This window comes from Dorea sp. 210702-DFI.3.17 (genome assembly GCF_020560825.1).
GTDB classification, from domain to species: Bacteria; Bacillota; Clostridia; order Lachnospirales; family Lachnospiraceae; genus Dorea; species Dorea formicigenerans.
The window spans coordinates 25,566-46,579 of the sequence record NZ_JAJCNB010000002.1 but is presented as its reverse complement, the minus strand read 5'-3'; the positions used below and the strand labels follow the sequence as shown (position 1 = coordinate 46,579).

At 42.0% G+C, this 21,014-nt stretch carries 19 protein-coding genes, 1 tRNA gene and 1 riboswitch; of the genes, 5 read left to right on the top strand and 15 right to left on the bottom strand.

All coding sequences use genetic code 11. The features are described from left to right. Positions 1–34 precede the first annotated feature (34 nt). Positions 35–117, top strand: a tRNA-Leu gene (locus tag LI149_RS02595). Between the two features lie 146 nt (positions 118–263). Here the strand turns inward: LI149_RS02595 and LI149_RS02590 are convergent. Together LI149_RS02590 and LI149_RS02585 are read right to left on the bottom strand one after the other, a co-directional pair. Further along, positions 264–1,190 carry a SufD family Fe-S cluster assembly protein gene (locus tag LI149_RS02590; protein ID WP_005339494.1) on the bottom strand — a complete coding sequence of 309 codons (927 nt, stop codon included), beginning with the start codon at positions 1,188–1,190 and terminating at the stop codon, positions 264–266. A 17-nt stretch (positions 1,191–1,207) separates the two neighbouring features. Continuing rightward, a complete protein-coding gene (locus LI149_RS02585) occupies positions 1,208–1,933 on the bottom strand; it encodes an ABC transporter ATP-binding protein (protein WP_005339492.1) in 726 nt (241 codons plus the stop codon). Between the two features lie 354 nt (positions 1,934–2,287). On the opposite strand from LI149_RS02585, the gene LI149_RS02580 reads away from it, so the two are divergent. Together LI149_RS02580 and LI149_RS02575 are read left to right on the top strand one after the other, a co-directional pair. Continuing rightward, the gene (locus tag LI149_RS02580; protein WP_227078289.1) at positions 2,288–2,695 is read left to right on the top strand and encodes a diguanylate cyclase; all 408 of its coding nucleotides are present in this window, start codon (positions 2,288–2,290) and stop codon (positions 2,693–2,695) included. 48 nt (positions 2,696–2,743) lie between these two features. Further along, positions 2,744–3,547: an EAL domain-containing protein gene (locus tag LI149_RS02575; protein WP_227097993.1), complete on the top strand. Its 804-nt coding sequence runs from the start codon at positions 2,744–2,746 to the stop codon at positions 3,545–3,547. Here LI149_RS02575 and LI149_RS02570 read toward each other — a convergent pair. The 3 genes from LI149_RS02570 to LI149_RS02560 are packed head-to-tail and all read right to left on the bottom strand — an operon-like array spanning position 3,510 to position 6,208. Continuing rightward, on the bottom strand, positions 3,510–4,118 hold the full coding sequence (locus LI149_RS02570) for a nucleotidyltransferase family protein (RefSeq protein ID WP_005339473.1): 609 nt from the start codon (positions 4,116–4,118) through the stop codon (positions 3,510–3,512). The genes LI149_RS02575 and LI149_RS02570 overlap by 38 nt on opposite strands. A gap of 18 nt (positions 4,119–4,136) precedes the next feature. After that, on the bottom strand, positions 4,137–4,781 hold the full coding sequence (locus LI149_RS02565) for a TrkA family potassium uptake protein (RefSeq protein ID WP_005339467.1): 645 nt from the start codon (positions 4,779–4,781) through the stop codon (positions 4,137–4,139). 41 nt (positions 4,782–4,822) lie between these two features. Continuing rightward, positions 4,823–6,208, bottom strand: coding sequence for a TrkH family potassium uptake protein (locus LI149_RS02560; RefSeq protein WP_227142938.1), 1,386 nt, complete (start codon positions 6,206–6,208; stop codon positions 4,823–4,825). Between the two features lie 185 nt (positions 6,209–6,393). On the opposite strand from LI149_RS02560, the gene LI149_RS02555 reads away from it, so the two are divergent. Then, positions 6,394–7,437, top strand: coding sequence for an aldose epimerase family protein (locus LI149_RS02555; RefSeq protein ID WP_173785952.1), 1,044 nt, complete (start codon positions 6,394–6,396; stop codon positions 7,435–7,437). A gap of 257 nt (positions 7,438–7,694) precedes the next feature. Here the strand turns inward: LI149_RS02555 and LI149_RS02550 are convergent, their stop codons facing one another. The 8 genes from LI149_RS02550 to LI149_RS02515 form a co-directional block, all read right to left on the bottom strand. Next, positions 7,695–8,633 carry an SGNH/GDSL hydrolase family protein gene (locus tag LI149_RS02550; protein ID WP_005339461.1) on the bottom strand — a complete coding sequence of 313 codons (939 nt, stop codon included), beginning with the start codon at positions 8,631–8,633 and terminating at the stop codon, positions 7,695–7,697. Positions 8,634–8,644: 11 nt separating this feature from the next. Further along, positions 8,645–10,210, bottom strand: coding sequence for an MBOAT family protein (locus LI149_RS02545; protein WP_227142937.1), 1,566 nt, complete (start codon positions 10,208–10,210; stop codon positions 8,645–8,647). A 72-nt stretch (positions 10,211–10,282) separates the two neighbouring features. Continuing rightward, positions 10,283–11,995: a [FeFe] hydrogenase, group A gene (locus tag LI149_RS02540; protein ID WP_173786524.1), complete on the bottom strand. Its 1,713-nt coding sequence runs from the start codon at positions 11,993–11,995 to the stop codon at positions 10,283–10,285. 16 nt (positions 11,996–12,011) lie between these two features. Then, positions 12,012–13,889, bottom strand: a complete 1,878-nt coding sequence (nuoF, locus tag LI149_RS02535) for an NADH-quinone oxidoreductase subunit NuoF (protein ID WP_005339455.1) — start codon at positions 13,887–13,889, stop codon at positions 12,012–12,014. A gap of 3 nt (positions 13,890–13,892) precedes the next feature. Next, a complete protein-coding gene (locus LI149_RS02530) occupies positions 13,893–14,366 on the bottom strand; it encodes an NAD(P)H-dependent oxidoreductase subunit E (RefSeq protein WP_005339454.1) in 474 nt (157 codons plus the stop codon). A 150-nt stretch (positions 14,367–14,516) separates the two neighbouring features. Continuing rightward, the gene (locus LI149_RS02525; protein WP_227142936.1) at positions 14,517–15,446 is read right to left on the bottom strand and encodes a LysR family transcriptional regulator; all 930 of its coding nucleotides are present in this window, start codon (positions 15,444–15,446) and stop codon (positions 14,517–14,519) included. Between the two features lie 5 nt (positions 15,447–15,451). Continuing rightward, complete coding sequence (locus tag LI149_RS02520; protein WP_005339452.1) at positions 15,452–16,120, bottom strand: YoaK family protein; 669 nt, start codon at positions 16,118–16,120, stop codon at positions 15,452–15,454. Positions 16,121–16,216: 96 nt separating this feature from the next. Continuing rightward, complete coding sequence (locus LI149_RS02515) at positions 16,217–17,143, bottom strand: LysR family transcriptional regulator (protein WP_005339451.1); 927 nt, start codon at positions 17,141–17,143, stop codon at positions 16,217–16,219. 135 nt (positions 17,144–17,278) lie between these two features. Beyond that, positions 17,279–17,362: riboswitch (ZMP/ZTP riboswitch) on the top strand. A gap of 141 nt (positions 17,363–17,503) precedes the next feature. Here LI149_RS02515 and LI149_RS02510 point away from each other — a divergent pair. Then, on the top strand, positions 17,504–19,189 hold the full coding sequence (locus tag LI149_RS02510) for a formate--tetrahydrofolate ligase (protein ID WP_029731455.1): 1,686 nt from the start codon (positions 17,504–17,506) through the stop codon (positions 19,187–19,189). A gap of 247 nt (positions 19,190–19,436) precedes the next feature. On the opposite strand, the gene LI149_RS02505 is transcribed toward LI149_RS02510, so the two are convergent. After that, positions 19,437–19,976, bottom strand: coding sequence for a nitroreductase family protein (locus LI149_RS02505; RefSeq protein WP_005339447.1), 540 nt, complete (start codon positions 19,974–19,976; stop codon positions 19,437–19,439). Between the two features lie 181 nt (positions 19,977–20,157). Next, the gene (locus LI149_RS02500; RefSeq protein WP_005339445.1) at positions 20,158–20,934 is read right to left on the bottom strand and encodes a ThiF family adenylyltransferase; all 777 of its coding nucleotides are present in this window, start codon (positions 20,932–20,934) and stop codon (positions 20,158–20,160) included. Between the last annotated feature and the right edge of the window lie 80 nt (positions 20,935–21,014).

Here is a 21,014-nt window from a genome sequence, read left to right as displayed (position 1 = left end):
TTCCGTCAACCTATGATATCATATCTTTTGTCGAGCGGAGATGGCGGAATGGCAGACGCGCTAGATTCAGGTTCTAGTGGGAGCAATCCTGTGAGGGTTCAAGTCCCTTTCTCCGCATTGGACATAAGATGCGAAACACCGTAAACTCAAGGGTTTATGGTGTTTTTCTTTGCTCAAAAATAGAAAAACAGCAAAAAAAGGACACCCCTAATCAACGATGAGGACGTAGCACTTTAACATAGTACTACGTCCCCAGTTATTTTTTAGTTCAGGAAGTTTTCGATTATGACTCCTTCTGCTTCTTCTTCTGTCATTCCCAGTGTACGGAGTTTTACAAGTTGCTCGTCATTGATCCTTCCGATAGCCGCCTCATGGATAATTGCTGCGTCTACATGTTTTGCGTTAATCTCCGGAATAGAGCTGACTTCAGCGTGATCCATGATAATAGAGTCGCATTGTACATGAGCATGGCAGAGATTTTTACCGACTGCTCTTGGGTGAAATATCTGCCTGGAGCTGCCTTTTGCAACGGATCTGGATACGATCTGTGCAGAGCTTCCTTCACCATTCATTTCTACCATCATATTGGAAGTTGCTTCCTGGTTTCCATGTGTCATCAGCTTCTCTATAACGTACAGTTTTGAGTTTGCTTCCAGATATACATTATTCTCACGTACAGTGGAATCTACACCTTTTATCTGTGCGGTATCAAGTGTAAATACGGAATTCTCGCCAAGATAAACTTCTGTGACCGGGTTGAGGACTCTTGTCCCTGTTCCTTCGCCTTCTCCATAATGTTTCTCCACATAACGTACGTTGCAGTTTTTTTCTACGTGAAATGTGTGGATTCCATCATGGCGGCTTTCATTGCAACCGCTGTTGTGAATTCCACAGCCTGCAACAATCGTTACATTTGCTCCTTCTTCTATATAAAAATCATTATAAACCACATCGGTCATTCCTGTGGCATCTACAACGACCGGAATATGTACTTCTTCTCCATCTGTCTTACCATCGATATAAATGTCGATGCCCGGCTTATCCTGCTTTTTCTTAATTTTGATATGTTCGCTGTCACCGTGGCAGAGGGCAATTCCATTGTGTCTTAAGTTAAATGCACCTGACTGTTTAAATCCACTTGCATCGATCTGTTCCAGTACTTTTTTTGTAATTTCATCTAACGTCATCATATTGCTTTCCTCCCTCCTTATCTGCATGTCAGACAGCTATAAGAATCTGCTGTCTTTCCTAATAGTTGTGGAAGGATCTCGTCAGTTGCTCCAATGGACGCGATCTTACCGTCTTCGATGACCATGATCCGGTCTGCCATCTGAATGATTCTCTCCTGATGTGAAATGAGAACCAGGCTTTCCTTCTTTTCTTTGTGGATTTTCTCGAACTGTTCGATCAGCATGGAAAAACTCCAAAGGTCTATTCCTGCCTCCGGCTCATCAAAAATACATAATTTGTGCGATTTTGCAAGTACGGTTGCAATCTCCAGACGTTTCATTTCACCGCCTGAAAGTGTGCCATCCACTTCTCTTTCAATGTACTCATTTGCGCAAAGACCGACCGTACTTAAAAGCTTACAACACTCTTCTCTTTTTAATTCTTTACCTGCTGAGAGTGACAACAGCTTCATAACAGTCATTCCTTTAAATCTCGGTGGCTGCTGAAATGCATAACCGATTCCTGCATCTGCTCTGTGATTGATATCATAATTGCTGATATCCTCTCCATCTAAAATAATCTGCCCGGCGCTTGCTTTTTCAATTCCCATTAAAACTTTCGCAAGTGTGGACTTTCCTCCACCATTTGGTCCGGTAATGACAAGCATCTCGCCGTCCGCAACATCGAAACTGATGTTTTCAACAATGCTTCTCTCTACTCCATTCTCCTGAACCTGGAATGTAAGATTCTTTACCTCCAGCATAACATAATCTCCCTTCTGACCCATATCAGATTTCAAAATGTCCCGGCAAAAGCCCCAGACACCTTTCTATTATAAATCATGTGAAAAATGTTGTCACCTTTTATTCCAAGTGATTTAGTATATTTTACATTTTTTCACTTTCTGATACTCCATGCCTCCAGCCGCGTCACCTCTATTTTATTTCCTGCCTCTAATCGCGTCACCTCTATTTATCAAATTCAGAAAGTGGAAAAAATTTCCATAAGAATTTTCCCCTTTCTTTTTCCGCTCCATGCTGAACTCATATTTGACGAATGTTATAATAGTGATTGGCGTAAAATGAATTGATAATTTTGATAACAGGAGGACTTCTTTATGCCAAATTACCCGGACTCAATCCAGGATCTAGAACCGCTTAGCGGTCTATATATAAGAAAAAGATTTTTAAATGAAGTGCGTACTTTTCTGGACCAGAAGCATCCGCAAGGCTGGTGTATTGTAGCCATCGATATTGAGAATTTTAAATTATTCAATGACTGGTACGGGCAGGACAGCGGTGATTATCTGCTTCTGGAAATTGCTGCCTATCTTCGAAACCTTCACCAGGAAGATAACTACATCACCGGACACTTTAGTGCCGATGACTTTTTTATCTGCATGCCAGATGACAGTCACAAACTCCGCCACATTTATGCAACAATTTATCATTACATTGATAAACTGGAACAAGATGATAGTTTCTTCCATCCATCGGCGTCTATCAGATTGAAGACGAATCTCTGAATGTCAGCACGATGTGCAACAATGCGCAGATTGCGGCTTCCAGTGTTGTTGGAAAGATTGGAAACAGAATCTGTCTTTGCAGAGAGCAACATCATTGTAAAAAATACTATTACCCGTTTCCACAAAAAGGGTTTTTACGTGCTCATGGACGATTTTGGCAGTGGATATTCTTCTTTAAATGTGTTAAAAGACGCAAATGTAGATTATCTGAAACTAGATATGAAGTTCATGCAGATTGATGCAAAAAATAAAGGAAAAGGAATTCAGATTCTGAAATCCATGAACTGTAACTATGGTCAGGGATTTTATTTTCACAGACCTATGTCGGTAGAAGCTGCTGAGGAACTCATTCAGACGATTCCAATCGAGAACTTCCGGGCCGCCCATGAACAGGTCAGCCGGATTCGTAATGTCTGCGAAGCGCTCCCTGATTCCCCGGAAATGTGGAAGTTAGGTGACAATATTTTCCGGATTCTTCTGGATCATATGCTTCTGCTCTCCAGATTTAATCTGATCACCGGAGGTATGGAAACAATCAAAAGAGATTCGTCTCTTGCAGGTTTTGGAATTGAATATGAAACGGATTATCCGACCTACATCTCCCGCCTGTTGGACGAACAGTTGGTCCACCCGGACGATGCAGATGATTTTCGCTCTATCATGACTCTTGACCAGCTTCGTTTGCGTATGTTCCATGAAAAAGGATCTGTCATCTATCGCTTCCGCAGAAAATTCAAAGCCGGATATTTCTGGACATCACTGGAACTTTTCCCGGATACGGAATGTTCCAAAGAAAATCCCTGGGTCGTTATGGTCATTCATGAATCTCCGTCAGTGAATCCAGATCTTTAAGCTCTGACGCTGACATTTCAAACATCTGGACATCGTCCAGATGTTTTTTTAATACACATTTTCCACCCACATCGCCTTCAAGATTTTTTAGTTCCTCGTAATATTTGCATGCAAAAATCACAGGATTCCCCATTCTTCCAGCATTTTCACTAACCAAGATACCTTTCTTTGAGACTTCCCATGTCTCCACCATGTTTTCAAGTGATTCTCTTGTCAGATATGGCTGGTCTGCCACTGCAAACATACAGCCTTCCCTCTTTCGGCTGCCTGTTTTTCCACATTTTTCTTCCAATTCTATGAGCTTTTCCACTCCGAGACGGATAGAGCCGGATATTCCGGCTTCCGGATGTGGATTATTCACGATTTTCATGTACGGAAAATGTGCTTCTATGTCATAGATAATCTCTTCATACTGCGTCACAATCACTATGGTATCTAAAAGCCCTTTCTGCCACAATGCAGCTACAACTTTCAGTCCGTAGCGGTACATACATTTTCCATTCAACCTATATAACAACTTGTTCGAGCCAAACCGGGTGCTGTTGCCCGCTGCCAGAAAAATCAAATTCATTCGTTTTTCTCCATTCTTCTACTGTATAGCTTCCAATGCCTGATTTGATCCAATCAAAATCAGAACATTCCCTTCCTTCAGCTGTTCTTTTGGATCTGGATTGACTTCTACTTTGTCTCCCATCTTGATTCCCACAACAATAACGTCATAAGTTTTTCTTACATCTAACTCTAAAAGCGTCCTGCCAACCCATTTTTCCGGCACTTCTGTTTCGACCAGGCTATAATCCGGTGAGAGCGCGATCCAGTCCGTAAAGTTTGCAGACATCAGATTCCTTGCCACACGCATTCCCATCTCTTTTTCCGGAAAAATAACAGAATCTGCTCCGATTTTCTCAAGCACTGTTGCATGAAGTTCATTTTTTGCCTTTGCCATAACATATGGAACACCAATTTCCTTGCACACAAGTGTTGCCATGATACTCGCTTCCATATTGTCTGATACTGCCACCACAACTCCATCCAGATTCCTCGTTCCAAGCGAACGGATAAAATCTGCATCTTCAATGTCTGCTTTCATAGCATAGGACACCTGATTCGCAATTGCCTCCACACGCTCCATATTTGCATCGATTGCAACCACTTCACAACCTAATTTTTGAAGCTCAATGGCAACACTTTCTCCAAAACTACCTAACCCAAATACCGCATACTGCTTCTTCACTGTATCTCCTCCGTATCACATTTTCTTTCATTTTTCTTACTTTATCCTACCAGTATATTATTCGTCGGAAGTGTGCGTATCCTGTCTTTTTGATTCTTTTTTCCTGCAAACAAAAGTGCAATTGTCACAGGTCCGACTCTTCCAATATACATTAGTGCAATAATTACCGCCTGACTTTCCCTGCACAGATTGGAAGTCAGGTCTGCAGTCAGACCGACGGTTCCAAGCGCAGAAGCCGTCTCATACATAATGTTCAGAAAGGATAACCTGTCTGCTTCAAATACTGCAATCAATGTTGTTCCAATTAAGTAACAGATCAGTGCAAGCACGACTGTCACAAATCCCATTCTGACATTTTGTGCGGATATTCTTCTTCCAAAACATTCCGTATCCTGTCCCCCACGGACAAATGCAATGCATGTAAGCGTGAGCATTGCTATAGTAGTAGTCTTCACACCTCCTGCCGTTCCTCCAGGTGATCCTCCGATAAACATCAAAAGGATATTCAGAAATCTTGTCTCTTCATGCATACCTGCCTGTGAAAATGTAGAATATCCCGCTGTTCTGGTCGTCACTGACTGAAAGGCAGATGCCATCCATTTCTCTCCAAAACTTAGGTGTCCAATTGTATCCGGATTATGATATTCCAGTAAAAATGTCAATAATGTTCCCACTGCCAGCAATATCAAGGTTGTCACGATTGCAAGCTTTGAATGCAGCCGGAGTCTTGTAAACCACCATTTTCCAGGAATTTCTTTCTTTCGGATTTTTTTAATATTACCCAGCACATCATACCAGACACTAAATCCGATACCACTTAAGATGATCAGAAGCATTGTCGTAATATTAATGAGTGGATTACAGATATATTTTGCCAGACTGTCTGAACCTAGTATATCAATTCCTGCATTGCAGAACGCAGATACCGAATGAAAGATGCTATACCCAATTCCACGCAGCAATCCATATTCCGGCACGAACTGCACTGCATAGAATAAAGCTCCCACACCCTCAACCGTAAATGTTCCGATCAGAATTCTTCTGACCATTCCTACAATACCACCAATAGAATCTGCGTTATACGTTTCCTGGATAACCATACGCTCCCTGACAGTAATCTGTCTGCGTAAGAGAAAAAAGAATGCCGTTACACAGGCAATGATTCCAAGTCCGCCAATCTGTATCAAAATCAATAGAATCACTTTTCCAAATAATGTAAATTGAGTTTGTGGAATGATCGTGACCAGCCCTGTCACACACACTGCAGATGCCGATGTAAATAACGCATCAAAGAATTCAATCGGCTTCTGGTTGCTGACCGGAAGCCATAAAAGAACTGCTCCGGTCACAATTACAAGCAAAAATCCGGTTACCAGAATCTTCATCGTATTCCAGCGGATATTTTTCTTTCTATTATATCTTTTCATATGTTTTCTTCCTTTGATTTTTCAATAACCACATTATGCTCTTTTTCTTTTCTTTTGTCTACTTTTTTATATATTCTATATAAGTCTATACTTTTTATTTCTTGCGAAACTTCTTTCCAGGTACTATACTAAATTTAGTTTCAGTTTTAGTTTTATATATTTGTTTTCTACGAGGAGATTGGATTATGATTACAACTACCGATTTCGGAACTTTATGTGACGGCAGAACAGTCAGATTATATACATTAAAAAATGACGCCATCGAACTTTCTGTCACAGATTACGGCAGCACTCTCGTACGCCTGCTCGTCCCGGATAAGAATGGCAAGCCAACGGATGTTGTCCTTGGCTATGATGATCTTGCAGGCTACGTGGCCGATGACACCTGCTTTGGAAATAATGTCGGCAGAAGCGCCAATCGTATTGGAGGTGCTTCATTTACACTGAATGGTACAGAATATAAACTGGCTGCCAACGATGGAGAAAATAATCTTCACAGCGGTCCGGACTCTTACTCGAAACGGATCTGGAACGTAGCCGCTAAAACAGACACCTCCATTACATTTTCTCTGGAAAGTCCTCATATGGATCAGGGATTCCCAGGAGCACTGACCATGTCTGTCACCTACGAGATTTCCGACCAGAACGAAGAGCCTGCTTTCTCGATTACATACGAAGCAGCTCCGGATCAGGATACATTGATTAGCATGACGCACCACAGTTACTACAATCTGAACGGAGAAGGTTCCGGTGATATTCTGAATCATAAGGTTACGCTGGCAGCAGACTTCTATACTCCAACTAATGCTGCTTCTGTTCCAACTGGAGAGATTACTTCTGTCACCGGAACGGTTATGGATTTTCGGGACGGACGTTATCTTGGCACTGATATTGAAGATTCTACGTTACAGACTGCCCGCGGCTACGACCACAACTGGGTAATTGGAACCGGATATAGCGTTCCTCACAAAGTGTTGACCGCAACAGGTGACCAGAGCGGCATCTCCATGGACTTATCGACAGATTATCCGGGAATCCAGCTTTACACTGCCAACTATCTGGAGCATGTTGCAGGAAAGCAGGGGCATATATACGAAGCAAGAGATGCTGTGTGCTTCGAGCCACAATATTTTCCAGATGCTATTCATCATCCGAATTTTCCAAGCCCTGTGGTAAAAGCCGGTGAAACTTATAAAAAGCAAATTATTTATCATTTTTATACAGACTAACTACAGTAAAATGATAAAATCCCAAGATGGACAGCTCTTCTATAAGCTCTCCATCTTGGGATTTTTTATGAAATTCTAACAACTTATTCAAGAATGCCTTGGCATTCTTGCTGCGAGGTGCGCGTCATGCAATTGCATGACATACCTCTACTGCGCACCTCTGCAATCCTGCCGGAGGCTATATCAGCTGGGGGATTGACTCCCACCACTGATACCAGCTTGTTTCTCACCACCTATAGGTGGGAGTCCTCTCCCAGCTAATATCCTGTCTCCGTTGTATACTGCTCTGCCATCGTATCCCAGCTCGTAAATTTCTCATTGCCTCTGTGATCCGGCAGCATATAATGCTCCTGCAAATACATGGTCATGTAATCTGTAACTTTATGTGCTCCTGACAGGTTCAAATGATCGCCTTTATCCAGGGTGTCATTTTTCCAGTCGATTTCCAGTTCCTTAAGCTTCTGATTAAAATCAATATAAGGAATTCCATACTTCCCGGCGTATTTTAGCACTGCATTGTATCTCTTGTAATTATGATTCACTGGAGAAGCCGATGTGTAAAGCAAGAGCTGAATTTTGTTTTTCTCACACAGTTTCCGGATTTTATCCAAATACCAGAGATTTATCTGGGGTATTTCTTTTTCCTTTTTCGTCTTCTTCATGTAACTGCCTTTGCTGTATGCTGCCACTCCCGACCGGATTGCAAAGCCTTTGTAAGACTGCCATCCTTCTGGTATCTGGTCATTCACAATATTTTTCCACAAATTATGATATTGTAACACCGGAAAATAGTACATAGCTGTATCGCTGATAGAACTGCGCAGACTATCCGGTGTATTCGTATAGCGAAACAACATATTAGTTTCCAATAGTACGACCTGCGGTGACTGATAATCTAAAGCATGCTTTAACATATAATACGATTCCGAAATGCGCTGACCAGATTGTCCACATATATAACTTGTAATTCCGGTACTTTTCCACAATTCCATCGGAGATATCGACGTCATGCTCTCGCTGTCCCCAAGTACAAGCATATCTATAGAATCTTTTTGTTCTTTCTGAATACCGACATAGCTGTTATATCTTCCCGGCAGCCCTGCAAGTCTGCCGATATAGATACGTTCTATCCAGTCAGATAACATTACTGTACTGCATATCACTATAAATATAAATATCCCTATCTTTTTCTTCATGTCTATATCCCCTAAAATCCTGCATAAATCAAATCAATCATCTGATAACCTTCTCCATATGCCCCAAAGATCAGAATTGCCATAACAAGACCATAACAAATGACCCATTTTCCAGGAACAAATGCTTTTTCAACCGTGCAGATCCACTGTTTTTGACACATTTTTGTTTCTTTCGGCCAATACTCCTTTATCAAATCTGCGAAAAATACTATCATACAGCCAATTATTATAATTCTGAAATCATTCTGATCCAAACCTAATGTAAGCAAGGTGCCATCCTTAAACGTCTCTGTCGTGAATCCCTGAAAGATACTTTTAAACATATGAAATCCCTGACGGAAGCCATCTCCTCGGAAAAACATTTCACCCGTGAATATGATGATCAGCATCTTCACTGTCTGAAATGCTTTATAGAACATACACTCTGGATTAATATGAAGTACTGCAAGAATTCTGTCTCTTACCGGTTCCAATGCAAGTCCCATAAAAATCAATCCAAAGTAATATAATCCGTAAAAAATGTAATTCCATTTCGGACCATGCCATAGACCATTACTGATCCATACCGGGAAAAGTGCCATTGCTGCAATTCCCATTCTCGCCACATATTTTCCAAAATCCCCTTTGAAATGTTTTCTCGTAAATTTATTCCACTTTCTGGCCGTCTTGGAAATGGATACTGGATAAAAGATATAGTTCTTGAACCAGACACCAAGCGTAATGTGCCATCGTTTCCAGAAATCTGTACATGTCTTTGCAAAAAACGGCTGACTGAAATTCTCCGGCAGGCGAATTCCAAAAAGTCCGGCACTTCCGATGACCATATCCATACAGCCCGAAAATTCCATATACAACTGTATCGTATAAGAAATCGCCGCTGCCACGATCACGGCACCACTGTAGCTCTCATATCCGACATACACCTTGTCGACCAGCACTGCAAGCCTGTCCGCAATAATCATCTTTTTAAACAATCCCCAGATGATCCGATAACAGCCCTTAAAAACATTCTCTGCTTTTACAGATTCATTTTTAAACAAAGTACCTTCCACATCTTCCCATCTGCAGATCGGACCTTCTACGATTACCGGGAAGAATCCAAGAAACAATGCGGTCTTCACCAGACTGTACTCTGCCTTTACCTTTCCCCAATACACATCTGCCATATATCCGATTGCAGATAGTGTATAAAAAGAAATTCCAATTGGCAAAAAGATCAGTTGATCTTGATAGCTCCAGTCTATATGAAGCACCATTGCCAGCTTCGAAACATTTCCAAAGAAAAAATTTCGATACTTCAGACACAAAATCGTTCCCAAAAGCAAAAGAATTCCTAACTGAAATACTCTCTTTTTTCTCTTATCGCGCTTGTCCATCGTATCCATCCAAATACAGATATGATGCGTCAGAAATGTTGTCCCGATCAGATAAATAATTAATTTTTCACTAAAGCTCCAGAAAAACAAATAACTAAATATGAGCAATGTATAACTTCTCCACCTTACCGGAGTGATCTGATAGAAAAGAAGTGCTACCGGCAAAAAAAGGAGTAAGTATGGTGTTGTGTGATAAGCCATAATAACCCTCTCTTTCACACTCCACTATACACTCCTTTTCTTAAGATTTTCTGTAGTTTTACTGAATTATTCCTATTTATTTTTTTCTTTTTCTGCCTCAGCAAAATTTCTGTGCAGAAGTTCATGTGTTTTACCTTTCAAAAGTCCTTCATACAAAGACTGTACCATCGGATTTTCATCTGATTTCTTAATCTGGGTATTGACATCTGCCTTATACAGTCCCTGCATACGTGCTTCTCTCGTATGTGCACCTGCATTCAGTGGCTGTCCGCCCCCCATGACACATCCGCGTCTGCATGCCATAACTTCTACGAAATCATAATGAATCTCTCCGCTCTTAATCTTCTTCAGCAGCTGGTCTGCATTTGCAAGGCCGCTTACGATTGCAGCTTTGATCTCTTTGCCATTATAATCATAGACAATCTCTTTGATTCCATCATCACCGCGCACTCCGCTGGACTTCAATTCTTCCATATCTGCACGCTTGTGTCCCTGTGTAATCTTACGAAGAACAGCTTCTGTGACTCCTCCGGTCACTCCAAAGATCACTCCGGCTCCGGAACCAATTCCAAATGGTACATCTGCGGATTCGATTTCAACCTGGTCAAACATAATTCCTGCCCGCTTAATCATAGAAATCAATTCGGTTGTTGTCAGAACATAATCTATGTCCTGTCTGCCATTCGTTTTTGATTCTGGACGAAGAATTTCTTCTTTCTTTGCCGTACATGGCATAATTGATACAGATACTAATTTTTTACCGGCATTATTTTCCGGATTCTTATAGTATTCTCTTACGACTGCTCCAAACATCTGCTGTGGTGAGCGGCAGGTAGACAGATGTGGAACAAATTCCGGATAACGGTTCTCGCAGAATTTCACCCACGCCGGACAGCATGAGGTAAATAACGGAAGGTTTTCTCCTGCGTTGAATCTCTCCATAAATTCTTTCGACTCTTCCATAACTGTCAGATCAGCTCCATATGCTGTGTCGTAGACCTCATCAAAGCCAAGTCTGTGAAGAACTCCGACCAGTTTTCCCATCACATTCTCACCCTTTGGAATTCCGAATTCCTCACCTGCTGCCACACGTACAGCCGGTGCGATCTGGGCAATTACAATGGTATCTTTATCAGCAAGCGCATCCCAGACAACATCAATGTTCGTCTTGATACTGATTGCTCCGGTCGGACAGACAACACGGCACTGTCCACAGTTTACACAGTCTGTCTGGGCAATTGGCTTATTAAATGCAGGAGATACAATTGCTTCTGTTCCACGATAGGCAAAATCAATGGCATTTACTCCCTGTACATTGTCGCACATACGCACACAGTCACCACAGAGAATACATTTATTTGGATCACGTACAATTGCCGGTGAGCTATCATCAATCGGATGTGGCTCTTTTGTATTCTCAAACCGGACATCGTGCACTCCCAGCCTGTGTGCAAGATCCTGGAGATGGCATTCCCCGCTCTTGATACAGGTTGTACAATCTCTGCAGTGCGATGCTAAAAGCAATTCTATGATCTGCTTTCTGTATTTGATCAGTCTTGGTGTATTCGTATAAATGACCATTCCGTCCTTCGGTTTTTCTGAACAGGAAGCAAACGTCTTTCCCCATTCATTTTCTACAGTACAAAGACGGCATGCACCGTAAATGGATAATTCAGAATGGTAGCATAATGTTGGTATATCTATTCCGGCTTTGCGGATAACGGCCAGAACGTTTGGTTCATCCGTGAATTCCACACGCCGGCCATCGATCATCATTGATCCCATATTCTTTCCTCCTCGGTTATTCTGTATAGACTGCACCAAAGGAACAATTCTCTAAACATGCTCCACATTTGATACATTTTGCGCTGTCGATCACATACGGTGATTTAATCTTGCCTGAAATGGCACCAACCGGACAATTTCTTGCACACTTGGAGCATCCCTTACATTTTTCCGGATTAATCTTATAATTCCGGAGATTTGCACAGATACCGGCACGGCATTTCTTATCACGGATATGCTCTTCATATTCTTCCCGGAATGCCTGAATCGTGCTGATTACCGGTTTTGGCGCACTCTTTCCAAGACCGCAGAGAGCTGTGTTTTCAATCATATCAGCTAACTCTTTCAGCTCTTCGATGTCCCCTTCTCTTCCTTCTCCGGCAACGATACGCTCCAGAATCTCCAGCATACGCTTCGTTCCCTCACGGCATGGTACACATTTTCCACAACTTTCACGCTGCGTAAAGTTCATAAAGAACCTTGCAACTTCAACCATACAGGTATTCTCATCCATAACAACCAGTCCGCCAGAACCGATCATGGCACCAATCTTCGTCAGTGAATCAAAGTCCATCTTACTGTCCAGCTGTGATTCTGTCAGACATCCTCCTGATGGTCCTCCGATCTGAACAGCTTTAAATTTCTTGCCATCACGGATTCCGCCGCCAATATCAAAGATGATCTCTCTTAACGTAATACCCATCGGCACCTCGATCAGACCAGTATTATTTACATTTCCCGTCAGGGCAAATGCTTTCGTTCCCGGACTTTCCGGTGTTCCGATTCCTGTATACCAGTCAGCTCCATGCTTCACGATCATCGGTACATTCGCATAAGTCTCAACATTATTCAGAACCGTCGGTTTTCCAAACAATCCCTTTTCAACGGTTCTAGGCGGTTTTACACGCGGCATTCCACGCTTACCTTCAATGGATGCTGTCAGGGCTGAGCCCTCACCACATACGAAAGCTCCTGCTCCACGGTTGATATGTAAATGGAAGCTAAATCCTGTTCCCAAAATATTGTCTCCCAGAATTCCAAGCTCTTCTGCCTGTCTGATTGCAATGCGAAGTCTGCTGACTGCCAGCGGATATTCCGCACGGACATAAATATATCCTTCCTGTGCCTGTACCGCATAGGCTGCAATCATCATACCTTCGATCATGCGGTGCGGATCTCCTTCCATGATGCTTCTGTCCATGAATGCTCCCGGATCTCCTTCATCACCATTGCAGACGACATAACGGATCTTTTCTTTCTGTCCGGCAACCTGGGACCATTTTCTTCCAGTCTGGAAACCAGCGCCTCCACGTCCACGCAGATTTGACTGGGTAATCGTCTTGATTACGGCCTCCGGCGTCATCTCAAATACAGCTTTTTCAAATGCTTCATATGCACCTACTGCCAGTGCATCCTCAATATGTTCTGCATCAATGTGACCGCAGTTTTTCAGAACAAGTCTTGTCTGTTTTGCATAGAATGGAATTTCTTCCTGAGTCTGATAGACCTCATTATCCTGCTTGTACATCAGACGTGTGACTGGCTCTCCATGGAGGACTGTCTTTTCAAAGATTTCTTCACAGTCTTCCAGCTTTACTTTTAAGTAGAGATAATTATAAGGTTCAATTCTGACAAGCGGACCCATCTCGCAAAAGCCATGACATCCACTTTTCTTAACGCCGACATGTTCTCCATGTGCAATCTCTGCTCCGATTCTGACCTCAACATGATCCATACCCGCTGTCAGTTCACTGAATCTGTCAAAGATTTTGTCAGAACCACCTGCAAGACATCCGGTCCCTCCACAGACCAGTATCTTACATGTTTCTTTATTTCTCTTCTCCTGGCATTGTTCACGCAGGAGTGTAAGTTGTGTTCTGTTTTCCAGTTTCATCTGTTATTCCTCCCGCAGTTTTTTGATTAATTCACTCATTTTTTCCGGTGTCATCTTACCATACACCTCGTCATTGATCATGACTGCCGGTGCAAGTCCGCATGCGCCAAGACAGGAAACGGTCTCTACTGTAAATAACTGATCATCTGTTGTGTGTTTATCTTTATTAAGCCCCAGCTCTTTATATAATCCTTCCAGTATCGGAATTGATTTACGCACATGACAGGCCGTACCATCACAGACTTTAATAACATATTTGCCCTTTGCTTCAAACGAGAAGTTCTCATAAAAACTTGCAACGCTGAAAGCCTTTGCTTCTGAAATGCCAATTTTTCCGGCCACATAACTTAATAATTCCGGTGGAAGATAGCGGTATTCCTCCTGAATATCCTGGATAATCGGAATCAGCGACCGCTCTTCACGCGTGTGACAGGCAATAATCTCATCTGTCTTCTCGTAATAAGATGCGTCTAACATAAAAAACCTCCTCATGAATCAAATTTATTCTATTTCTATTTTATCTCAATTTTTATTGCCATGAAAATATCAATAAAGCATGAGTGATATATACTTTTGCATATATTTATTAGTTTCAAGTAACTTTAAAGGTCAAAAAAAGAAGCCTCGCTATTTTGAGACTTCTATTGCTTCTTTCTTCAGCTGCCGGATAAACTCCCGTTCATCTTCACTCAGAAACTTTCTGCCCGGATATACCATAACATCTTTCATCCGCCGCTGCTGCCATTCTATCTTACGCTGTGCCAGTCCATTTCTTCGGAGAAGTTCTTCCGGAATCGGTGACACCCACATATAAGTTCCCGGTATATCTTTCAGAAGCATAAACTGATTGCCACGCTCATATACATGAATCCGTCTGTGTGCATTCTGATTCTCCGGCGTTTCCTTAATGTCCAGATACTCCCCGTTCGGCAGTCTGGAATCTCCGTGTATCAGCTCGATATAAGATTCCAGATCTTCATATCCATTCAGTTTTTTCGTTGCTAGCGGATCATTCTCATTAACAACAAGACGATACTGGAAATCCATGATCTTTTCATATTCCAGACCTCTTAAATGAATAATGGAATAGTAATATTCTTCATATTTGTCTTCCATCCGGATCAGCGCAAGATTGTAATGCTTCTTTGTAAGATTGTCCAGCGCTTGGACAGAATTGCACTCCCGGATATGCAGTCTCATCTCTTCTGCATCTCGCACCTGCTCTACATACTTTCCAAATGCATAAGATGCATAGCTGGCTCTTGGTATAGAAATTTTCATCTCTACATCAGTCCCTTTTTTATTTCCCGGGAATTTACGGTTCAACCCTTCAATTTCCTGAATGACCCGTCTCGCCTGCGCAATAAACTGCTGTCCTTCCCTGGTAGGAACCATTCCCCTCGCTGTCCGCACGAAGAGCTGGATTTGATATTCCTCTTCCAGATTCCGGATTGCCTTACTGACGTTCGGCTGTGCAACATACAAACGCTTGGATGCCGCACTTACCGAACCACACTGTGCAATTTCAATAATATATCTTAACTCTGTTATATTCATTTTTATCACTCATTCTCAAACATTAATAAAAAGCTAAGCCCCAGAAGAATACATGAAATCCAGATCATATGGATTCCAAAATGTTCTGTCAAGTTGCCGCCAAGTCCTGCTCCGATCGCAAATAAAAAGATAATTCCAAAATAATAAGCGGCCTGCTTTAACTGCTCTGTTTTTTTATCCTGAAGATAATGAGAAAACGCTGCCGTTCCACTTCTTAAGTTACCGATGCACATGGTACTTGCATAGGAATAACCACCCATCTTCCGGAATGTCTGCACCTGCATCGCACAGGCAAAGGACACAAAAATCGTCGCTGTCATATTCAGACTGTGCGGAATAAATCCTACGACAAATAATATGACGATCTCTGCAAGCAGAATCCCCTGCCTCCAGTGAAGCCGTCTGGCATATTTATACCGCATCTGGATCTGATCTGCCACGAAAACTCCAAGAACAAATGCTATAAGAGGCAGCAAATATCGTACTCCGGCTTTCCAGTCTCCGGTCATAAAATGCTGACTCATCAATACTACATTTCCTGTCTGCGCGTTAGAAAAAACTTCATCTCTCGTATTATATGTATAAGCGTCCTGAAAACCTCCTGATAACGCCAGAAATGCACTGTTTATAAATGCCTCTGACATCTGCTTTCCCGAAAAATTCTTACCGACCATGTGTAACACCTCTACTCATCCTTTGTATTTTCAGTTTCCTATTATATAGATGCACATGTCAAAAGTCAATTTCACCGTTTTGCTGGTATATAAATTTTATATCAAGAATGCCTCGGCATTCTTCCAGCTGATATATTTTCGCAGAGCCTGAATATAAAATTCACTCATCCGGCTCCCACGAATTCTGTGGTGCGTCAGAATTCCAATCTCCATATCTCCTTCTTCTTTTAAAGGTACTGCCACAATATTCGCTCCGTTCAGTTCCTCATCAATGACTCCACTACACACCGTATATCCATTCAGTCCAATCAGTAAATTAAAAAGTGTCGCGCGGTCACGTACACGGATATTCTTCGCACGCTCTGTAGTACTGAATATTTCCTCTGAAAAGTAAAAAGAGTTGTGTTCTCCCTGCTCAAAAGACAGATATGGGTATGTCTTTAAATCTTCCATCGTTACAGATTCTTTTCCTGCCAACGGATTTGAAGTACTGACGAAAATGTGTGGTCTGGCCGTAAATAAAGTCTCAAATTCCAGATCATTTGCCTTGATGATCTTCTTTAATACGGTCCGGTTAAAATCGTTCAGATACAAAATTCCAATCTCACTTCTCATCTTCGCCACATCATCGATGATCTCATATGTCTGTGTCTCTCGAAGAGAAAAATCATAATTGTCCCCGCCAAATTCTTTGATTAGGTCAACAAATGCATTGACTGCGAAAGAATAATGTTGTGTAGAGACACTAAATTCTTTCTTGCCTCCTGCCTGAAGCTTATAGCGCTCTTCCAAAAGTGATGCCTGCTCCAGCACCTGCCTTGCATATCCTAAAAATATCGCTCCATCCTTTGACACTTCGATTCCCTTATTCGTCCTGTCAAAAATGATAATTCCCATCTCTTGTTCCAGTTCTCTAATTGCTTTTGTCAGTCCTGGCTGAGAAACAAAAAGACGACGGGCTGCTTCGCTCATAGTGCCTGTCTCCGCAACGGTCGTCACATACCTTAACTGCTGTAATGTCATCACATGCCCTCCTGTCGTTGGTTTCTCAAAAATTTACTTTAAAATTGCCTAACTATTGTAACATTTTACCTTATAAATATCAACGAAGTTCATTTTTTCATTGACTTTTAGTTCCGGATACCATAAGATATTACTAAGCATTCTGATGACTGACGGATAATTGTGGAGTACCACAGAGGAATCAGAAGTCGTATTAAGCCGACCGTCTGGGCAACATTTATCCTAACGATAGATGTTGTCCTTTTTTATTAATGCCAGGGGGATAAGCCATAGCCCCTGCATGTGTTTACGCATGCAAGATCATCTGCCTGGCATGTACTTATCTAGCGACGTGAGGCTTGCATTAGACCAGGGAGGGAAATGAAGATGAAAACTGATATCGAAATCGCACAGGAGTGTACAATGGAACCAATCACTGCCATTGCAGAGAAAGCCGGAATCCCGGACGAATACTTAGAGCAATATGGCAAATACAAAGCAAAGATTGACTACAATTTCTTAAAGAAATCCCAGAACAAAGATGGCAAATTAATTCTTGTCACAGCAATCAACCCGACACCTGCCGGAGAAGGAAAGACAACCACAACTGTCGGACTTGCTGATGCAATGCAACGTCTGAATAAAAAGGTTATGGTCGCACTTCGCGAGCCTTCTCTTGGACCTGTATTCGGAATCAAAGGCGGTGCTGCCGGTGGCGGATATGCGCAGGTTGTACCAATGGAGGATATCAACCTTCACTTCACCGGTGACTTTCACGCAATTGGAGCTGCCAACAACTTATTAGCAGCCCTCATCGACAACCATATTTACCAGGGAAATGAATTAAATATCGACCCACGTAAAATTGTATGGAAACGCTGTGTTGACATGAATGACCGCCAGCTTCGTTTTGTAACAGACGGACTTGGTGGAAGAATCAATGGCGTACCAAGAGAGGACGGATATGACATCACTGTTGCTTCCGAAATCATGGCTGTTCTGTGTTTGTCTAAAGACATTACAGATTTGAAAGAAAGACTTGGCCGCATCATTGTTGGTTATACATATGGAAAGATTTCTGAGCAAAAACCAGTAACCGCTCACGACCTTCACGCAGAAGGAGCTATGTGCGCACTGTTAAAAGATGCTTTGAAGCCGAACCTTGTTCAGACACTGGAGCACACTCCGGCGATTATTCACGGTGGACCATTTGCAAATATCGCACACGGCTGTAACTCTGTAACAGCTACAAAGATGGCTCTGAACCTCGCTGATTACGCCATCACAGAAGCCGGATTTGGTGCTGACCTCGGTGCTGAGAAATTCCTGGATATCAAGTGCCGCATGGCTGGCTTGAAGCCAAACGCAGTTGTTATCGTAGCAACAGTACGCGCTCTGAAATACAACGGCGGCGTTGCAAAAGCGGATCTGAACCAAGAGAACTTAGAGGCTCTGGAAAAAGGTATCCCGAACCTGATGAAACATGTAAATAATATTAAAAATGTATACGGACTTCCTTGTGTTGTTGCAATCAATGCATTCCCAACAGACACAAAGGCTGAGCTTGATCTTGTAGAAGCAAAATGTAAAGAAGTTGGCGTCAACGTTGCTCTCTCTGAGGTATGGGCAAAAGGCGGCGAAGGTGGTCTTAAGCTGGCAGAAGAAGTGATCCGCTTATGTGATGAGCCAAATGACTTCCACTACTGCTATGAGGAAGATACAACGATCCAGGAGAAATTAGACCAGATCGTACAGAAAGTTTACGGTGGAAGAAAAGCTGTCCTGACACCTGCTGCCCAGAAACAGGCAAAACAGCTCTCTGACCTTGGATTTGAAAATGCTCCGATCTGTATGGCAAAGACTCAATACAGTTTAACAGATGATGCCACTAAACTCGGTGCACCGACAGATTTCGACGTTACTGTAAGAAACTTAAAGATTTCTGCAGGAGCCGGATTCATCGTAGCATTGACCGGAGATATCATGACCATGCCAGGACTTCCAAAAGTACCGGCTGCTGAAAGAATTGATGTCGACGCAGAAGGAAAGATTACAGGATTGTTCTAAAAATTCTGCATTCTTGCTACGCCATTAATTAAAGAGGACATATGCAAACTCACCTAAAAAACGGTTCAGACAGTGCATATGTCCTCTTAATTATGCTCGTAAAATTGCAAAAAATTGACGATCGTTCGATACAGCCAGCCATATCTCTTATAATTTATGGCGACTTCAAGACTTCTCACTATATTTATCAATACAAATTTTTGTATTCTGTTCTTATATGTTATATCCGTTGAATCTAATATTTTCTTTAGAAGAATTTTGCAATTTCCTCAACTTCTTTTCTCTTTGGCATATTGGCTTCTTTTGCTTTGTAACCAACCGCGATGACTGCAACTACATTTTCTGTCTCAGGAATATTAAGCATCTCACGAATAGCTTCGCCGTCCCGGATTCCCATGACTAATGTGTCAAGCCCAAGCTCTGTTGCCTTGAGAAGCAGATTCTCATTCTGCAGTCCAAGATCATAGTATCCCCAGCCGTCTCCAGCTTCATTTACCGGATTTCCATCATTATCAAATCCAACGAGCCCTTTTACAAATGTTGTAACGATTAACGCGCCTGCACCTGCTGAATTTTTCTGATTGAATTCCGGCAGACATTTTTGACTGAATTCTGCAATCTTGTCCTCGGATAATACACAATAATATCTGGAAGTCTGTGTATTTTTCCATGACGGTGCAAGACTTGCTGCCTTGATCAAAGTCTCCACCTGCTCTTTCGTTACTTTCTTCTCAGCATCATAATGCCTGATGCTCCGTCTCGTTTCAAATGCTGTCTGTAATTCCATAAAAAGTACCTCGCTTTCTAAATATCTGTTTTATAACGACATTGTCATATAAAGTGGAATATAAGTAATCCCATCTTGATATTTCAAGTCCTTAATCCAAAACTGTGTGCCCCTTCAGAAGATATTTCACTTCTGACTGACCACACAGTTCAAGTTTTTTTGTTATCTTCGATGGTCTTGTCTAGTTAAAATAAATTGCGCGCTCCTCTACAGTCAGATCCTTAATGACCTCTCCGGCAATAATTAATCCAACGACTGATGGTACAAATGCCACGCTTCCTGGAATGCCACGCCTCTCTGTGCATTTGTGTTTTGCACCCGGAGGGCAGATGCATTGATTTCTGCAGCTGATAGCCATATCCTCCAGTGGTCTCGTTGGCTTCTCCTCGGAATATACCACTTTCAATTTCTTCACGCCACGTTGTTTTAACTCACGGCGCATAACCTTCGCAAGCGGACACATCTTTGTCTTGTAAATGTCTGCCACACGAAATGCACTTGGATCAAGTTTATTACCAGCTCCCATACTGCTGATAATCGGCACTTTCATCTCTTTTGCTTTCATAACAAGTTCAATTTTGGCAGTCACCGTATCTACCGCATCAACCACGTAATCATACTGAGCAAACGGAAACTCCTCTGCATTCTCCGGAAGGAAAAAACATTTGTGAACATTTACTTCAATATCTGGATTGATGTCCAACATTCTCTCCTTCATCACATCTGTTTTATACTGTCCAACAGTCTTTCTCGTAGCAATAATCTGACGGTTCAAATTCGTCAGGCACACCTTATCATCATCAATCAAATCAAAATGACCGACTCCGCTTCTTACAAGAGCCTCACACACATATCCACCGACTCCGCCAATACCAAACACTGCGACTCTGGAATTCTTTAATTTATCCATTGCTTCTTTCCCTAGCAATAACTGTGTTCTTGAAAACTGATTTAACATCTGTTGCATTCCCCTTTTCTTACCATTTCAATAGGTTATCATTATATAAGAAATAAATGTCATTGTCAATTTTTCCAAAA

Excerpts from the sequence above, each read along its gene's own strand:
- LI149_RS02510 (WP_029731455.1), top strand. The coding sequence starts at position 17,504 with ATGAAGATGAAAACTGATATCGAAATCGCACAGGAGTGTACAATGGAA.
- LI149_RS02515 (WP_005339451.1), bottom strand. The coding sequence starts at position 17,143 with ATGACATTACAGCAGTTAAGGTATGTGACGACCGTTGCGGAGACAGGC.
- LI149_RS02520 (WP_005339452.1), bottom strand. The coding sequence starts at position 16,120 with ATGGTCGGTAAGAATTTTTCGGGAAAGCAGATGTCAGAGGCATTTATA.
- LI149_RS02585 (WP_005339492.1), bottom strand. The coding sequence starts at position 1,933 with ATGCTGGAGGTAAAGAATCTTACATTCCAGGTTCAGGAGAATGGAGTA.
- LI149_RS02550 (WP_005339461.1), bottom strand. The coding sequence starts at position 8,633 with ATGAAGAAAAAGATAGGGATATTTATATTTATAGTGATATGCAGTACA.
- LI149_RS02545 (WP_227142937.1), bottom strand. The coding sequence starts at position 10,210 with ATGGCTTATCACACAACACCATACTTACTCCTTTTTTTGCCGGTAGCA.
- LI149_RS02505 (WP_005339447.1), bottom strand. The coding sequence starts at position 19,976 with ATGGAATTACAGACAGCATTTGAAACGAGACGGAGCATCAGGCATTAT.
- LI149_RS02560 (WP_227142938.1), bottom strand. The coding sequence starts at position 6,208 with ATGAAAAGATATAATAGAAAGAAAAATATCCGCTGGAATACGATGAAG.
- LI149_RS02555 (WP_173785952.1), top strand. The coding sequence starts at position 6,394 with ATGATTACAACTACCGATTTCGGAACTTTATGTGACGGCAGAACAGTC.
- nuoF (WP_005339455.1), bottom strand. The coding sequence starts at position 13,889 with ATGAAACTGGAAAACAGAACACAACTTACACTCCTGCGTGAACAATGC.
- LI149_RS02530 (WP_005339454.1), bottom strand. The coding sequence starts at position 14,366 with ATGTTAGACGCATCTTATTACGAGAAGACAGATGAGATTATTGCCTGT.
- LI149_RS02500 (WP_005339445.1), bottom strand. The coding sequence starts at position 20,934 with ATGTTAAATCAGTTTTCAAGAACACAGTTATTGCTAGGGAAAGAAGCA.
- LI149_RS02570 (WP_005339473.1), bottom strand. The coding sequence starts at position 4,118 with ATGAATTTGATTTTTCTGGCAGCGGGCAACAGCACCCGGTTTGGCTCG.
- LI149_RS02580 (WP_227078289.1), top strand. The coding sequence starts at position 2,288 with ATGCCAAATTACCCGGACTCAATCCAGGATCTAGAACCGCTTAGCGGT.
- LI149_RS02540 (WP_173786524.1), bottom strand. The coding sequence starts at position 11,995 with ATGGGATCAATGATGATCGATGGCCGGCGTGTGGAATTCACGGATGAA.
- LI149_RS02590 (WP_005339494.1), bottom strand. The coding sequence starts at position 1,190 with ATGATGACGTTAGATGAAATTACAAAAAAAGTACTGGAACAGATCGAT.
- LI149_RS02525 (WP_227142936.1), bottom strand. The coding sequence starts at position 15,446 with ATGAATATAACAGAGTTAAGATATATTATTGAAATTGCACAGTGTGGT.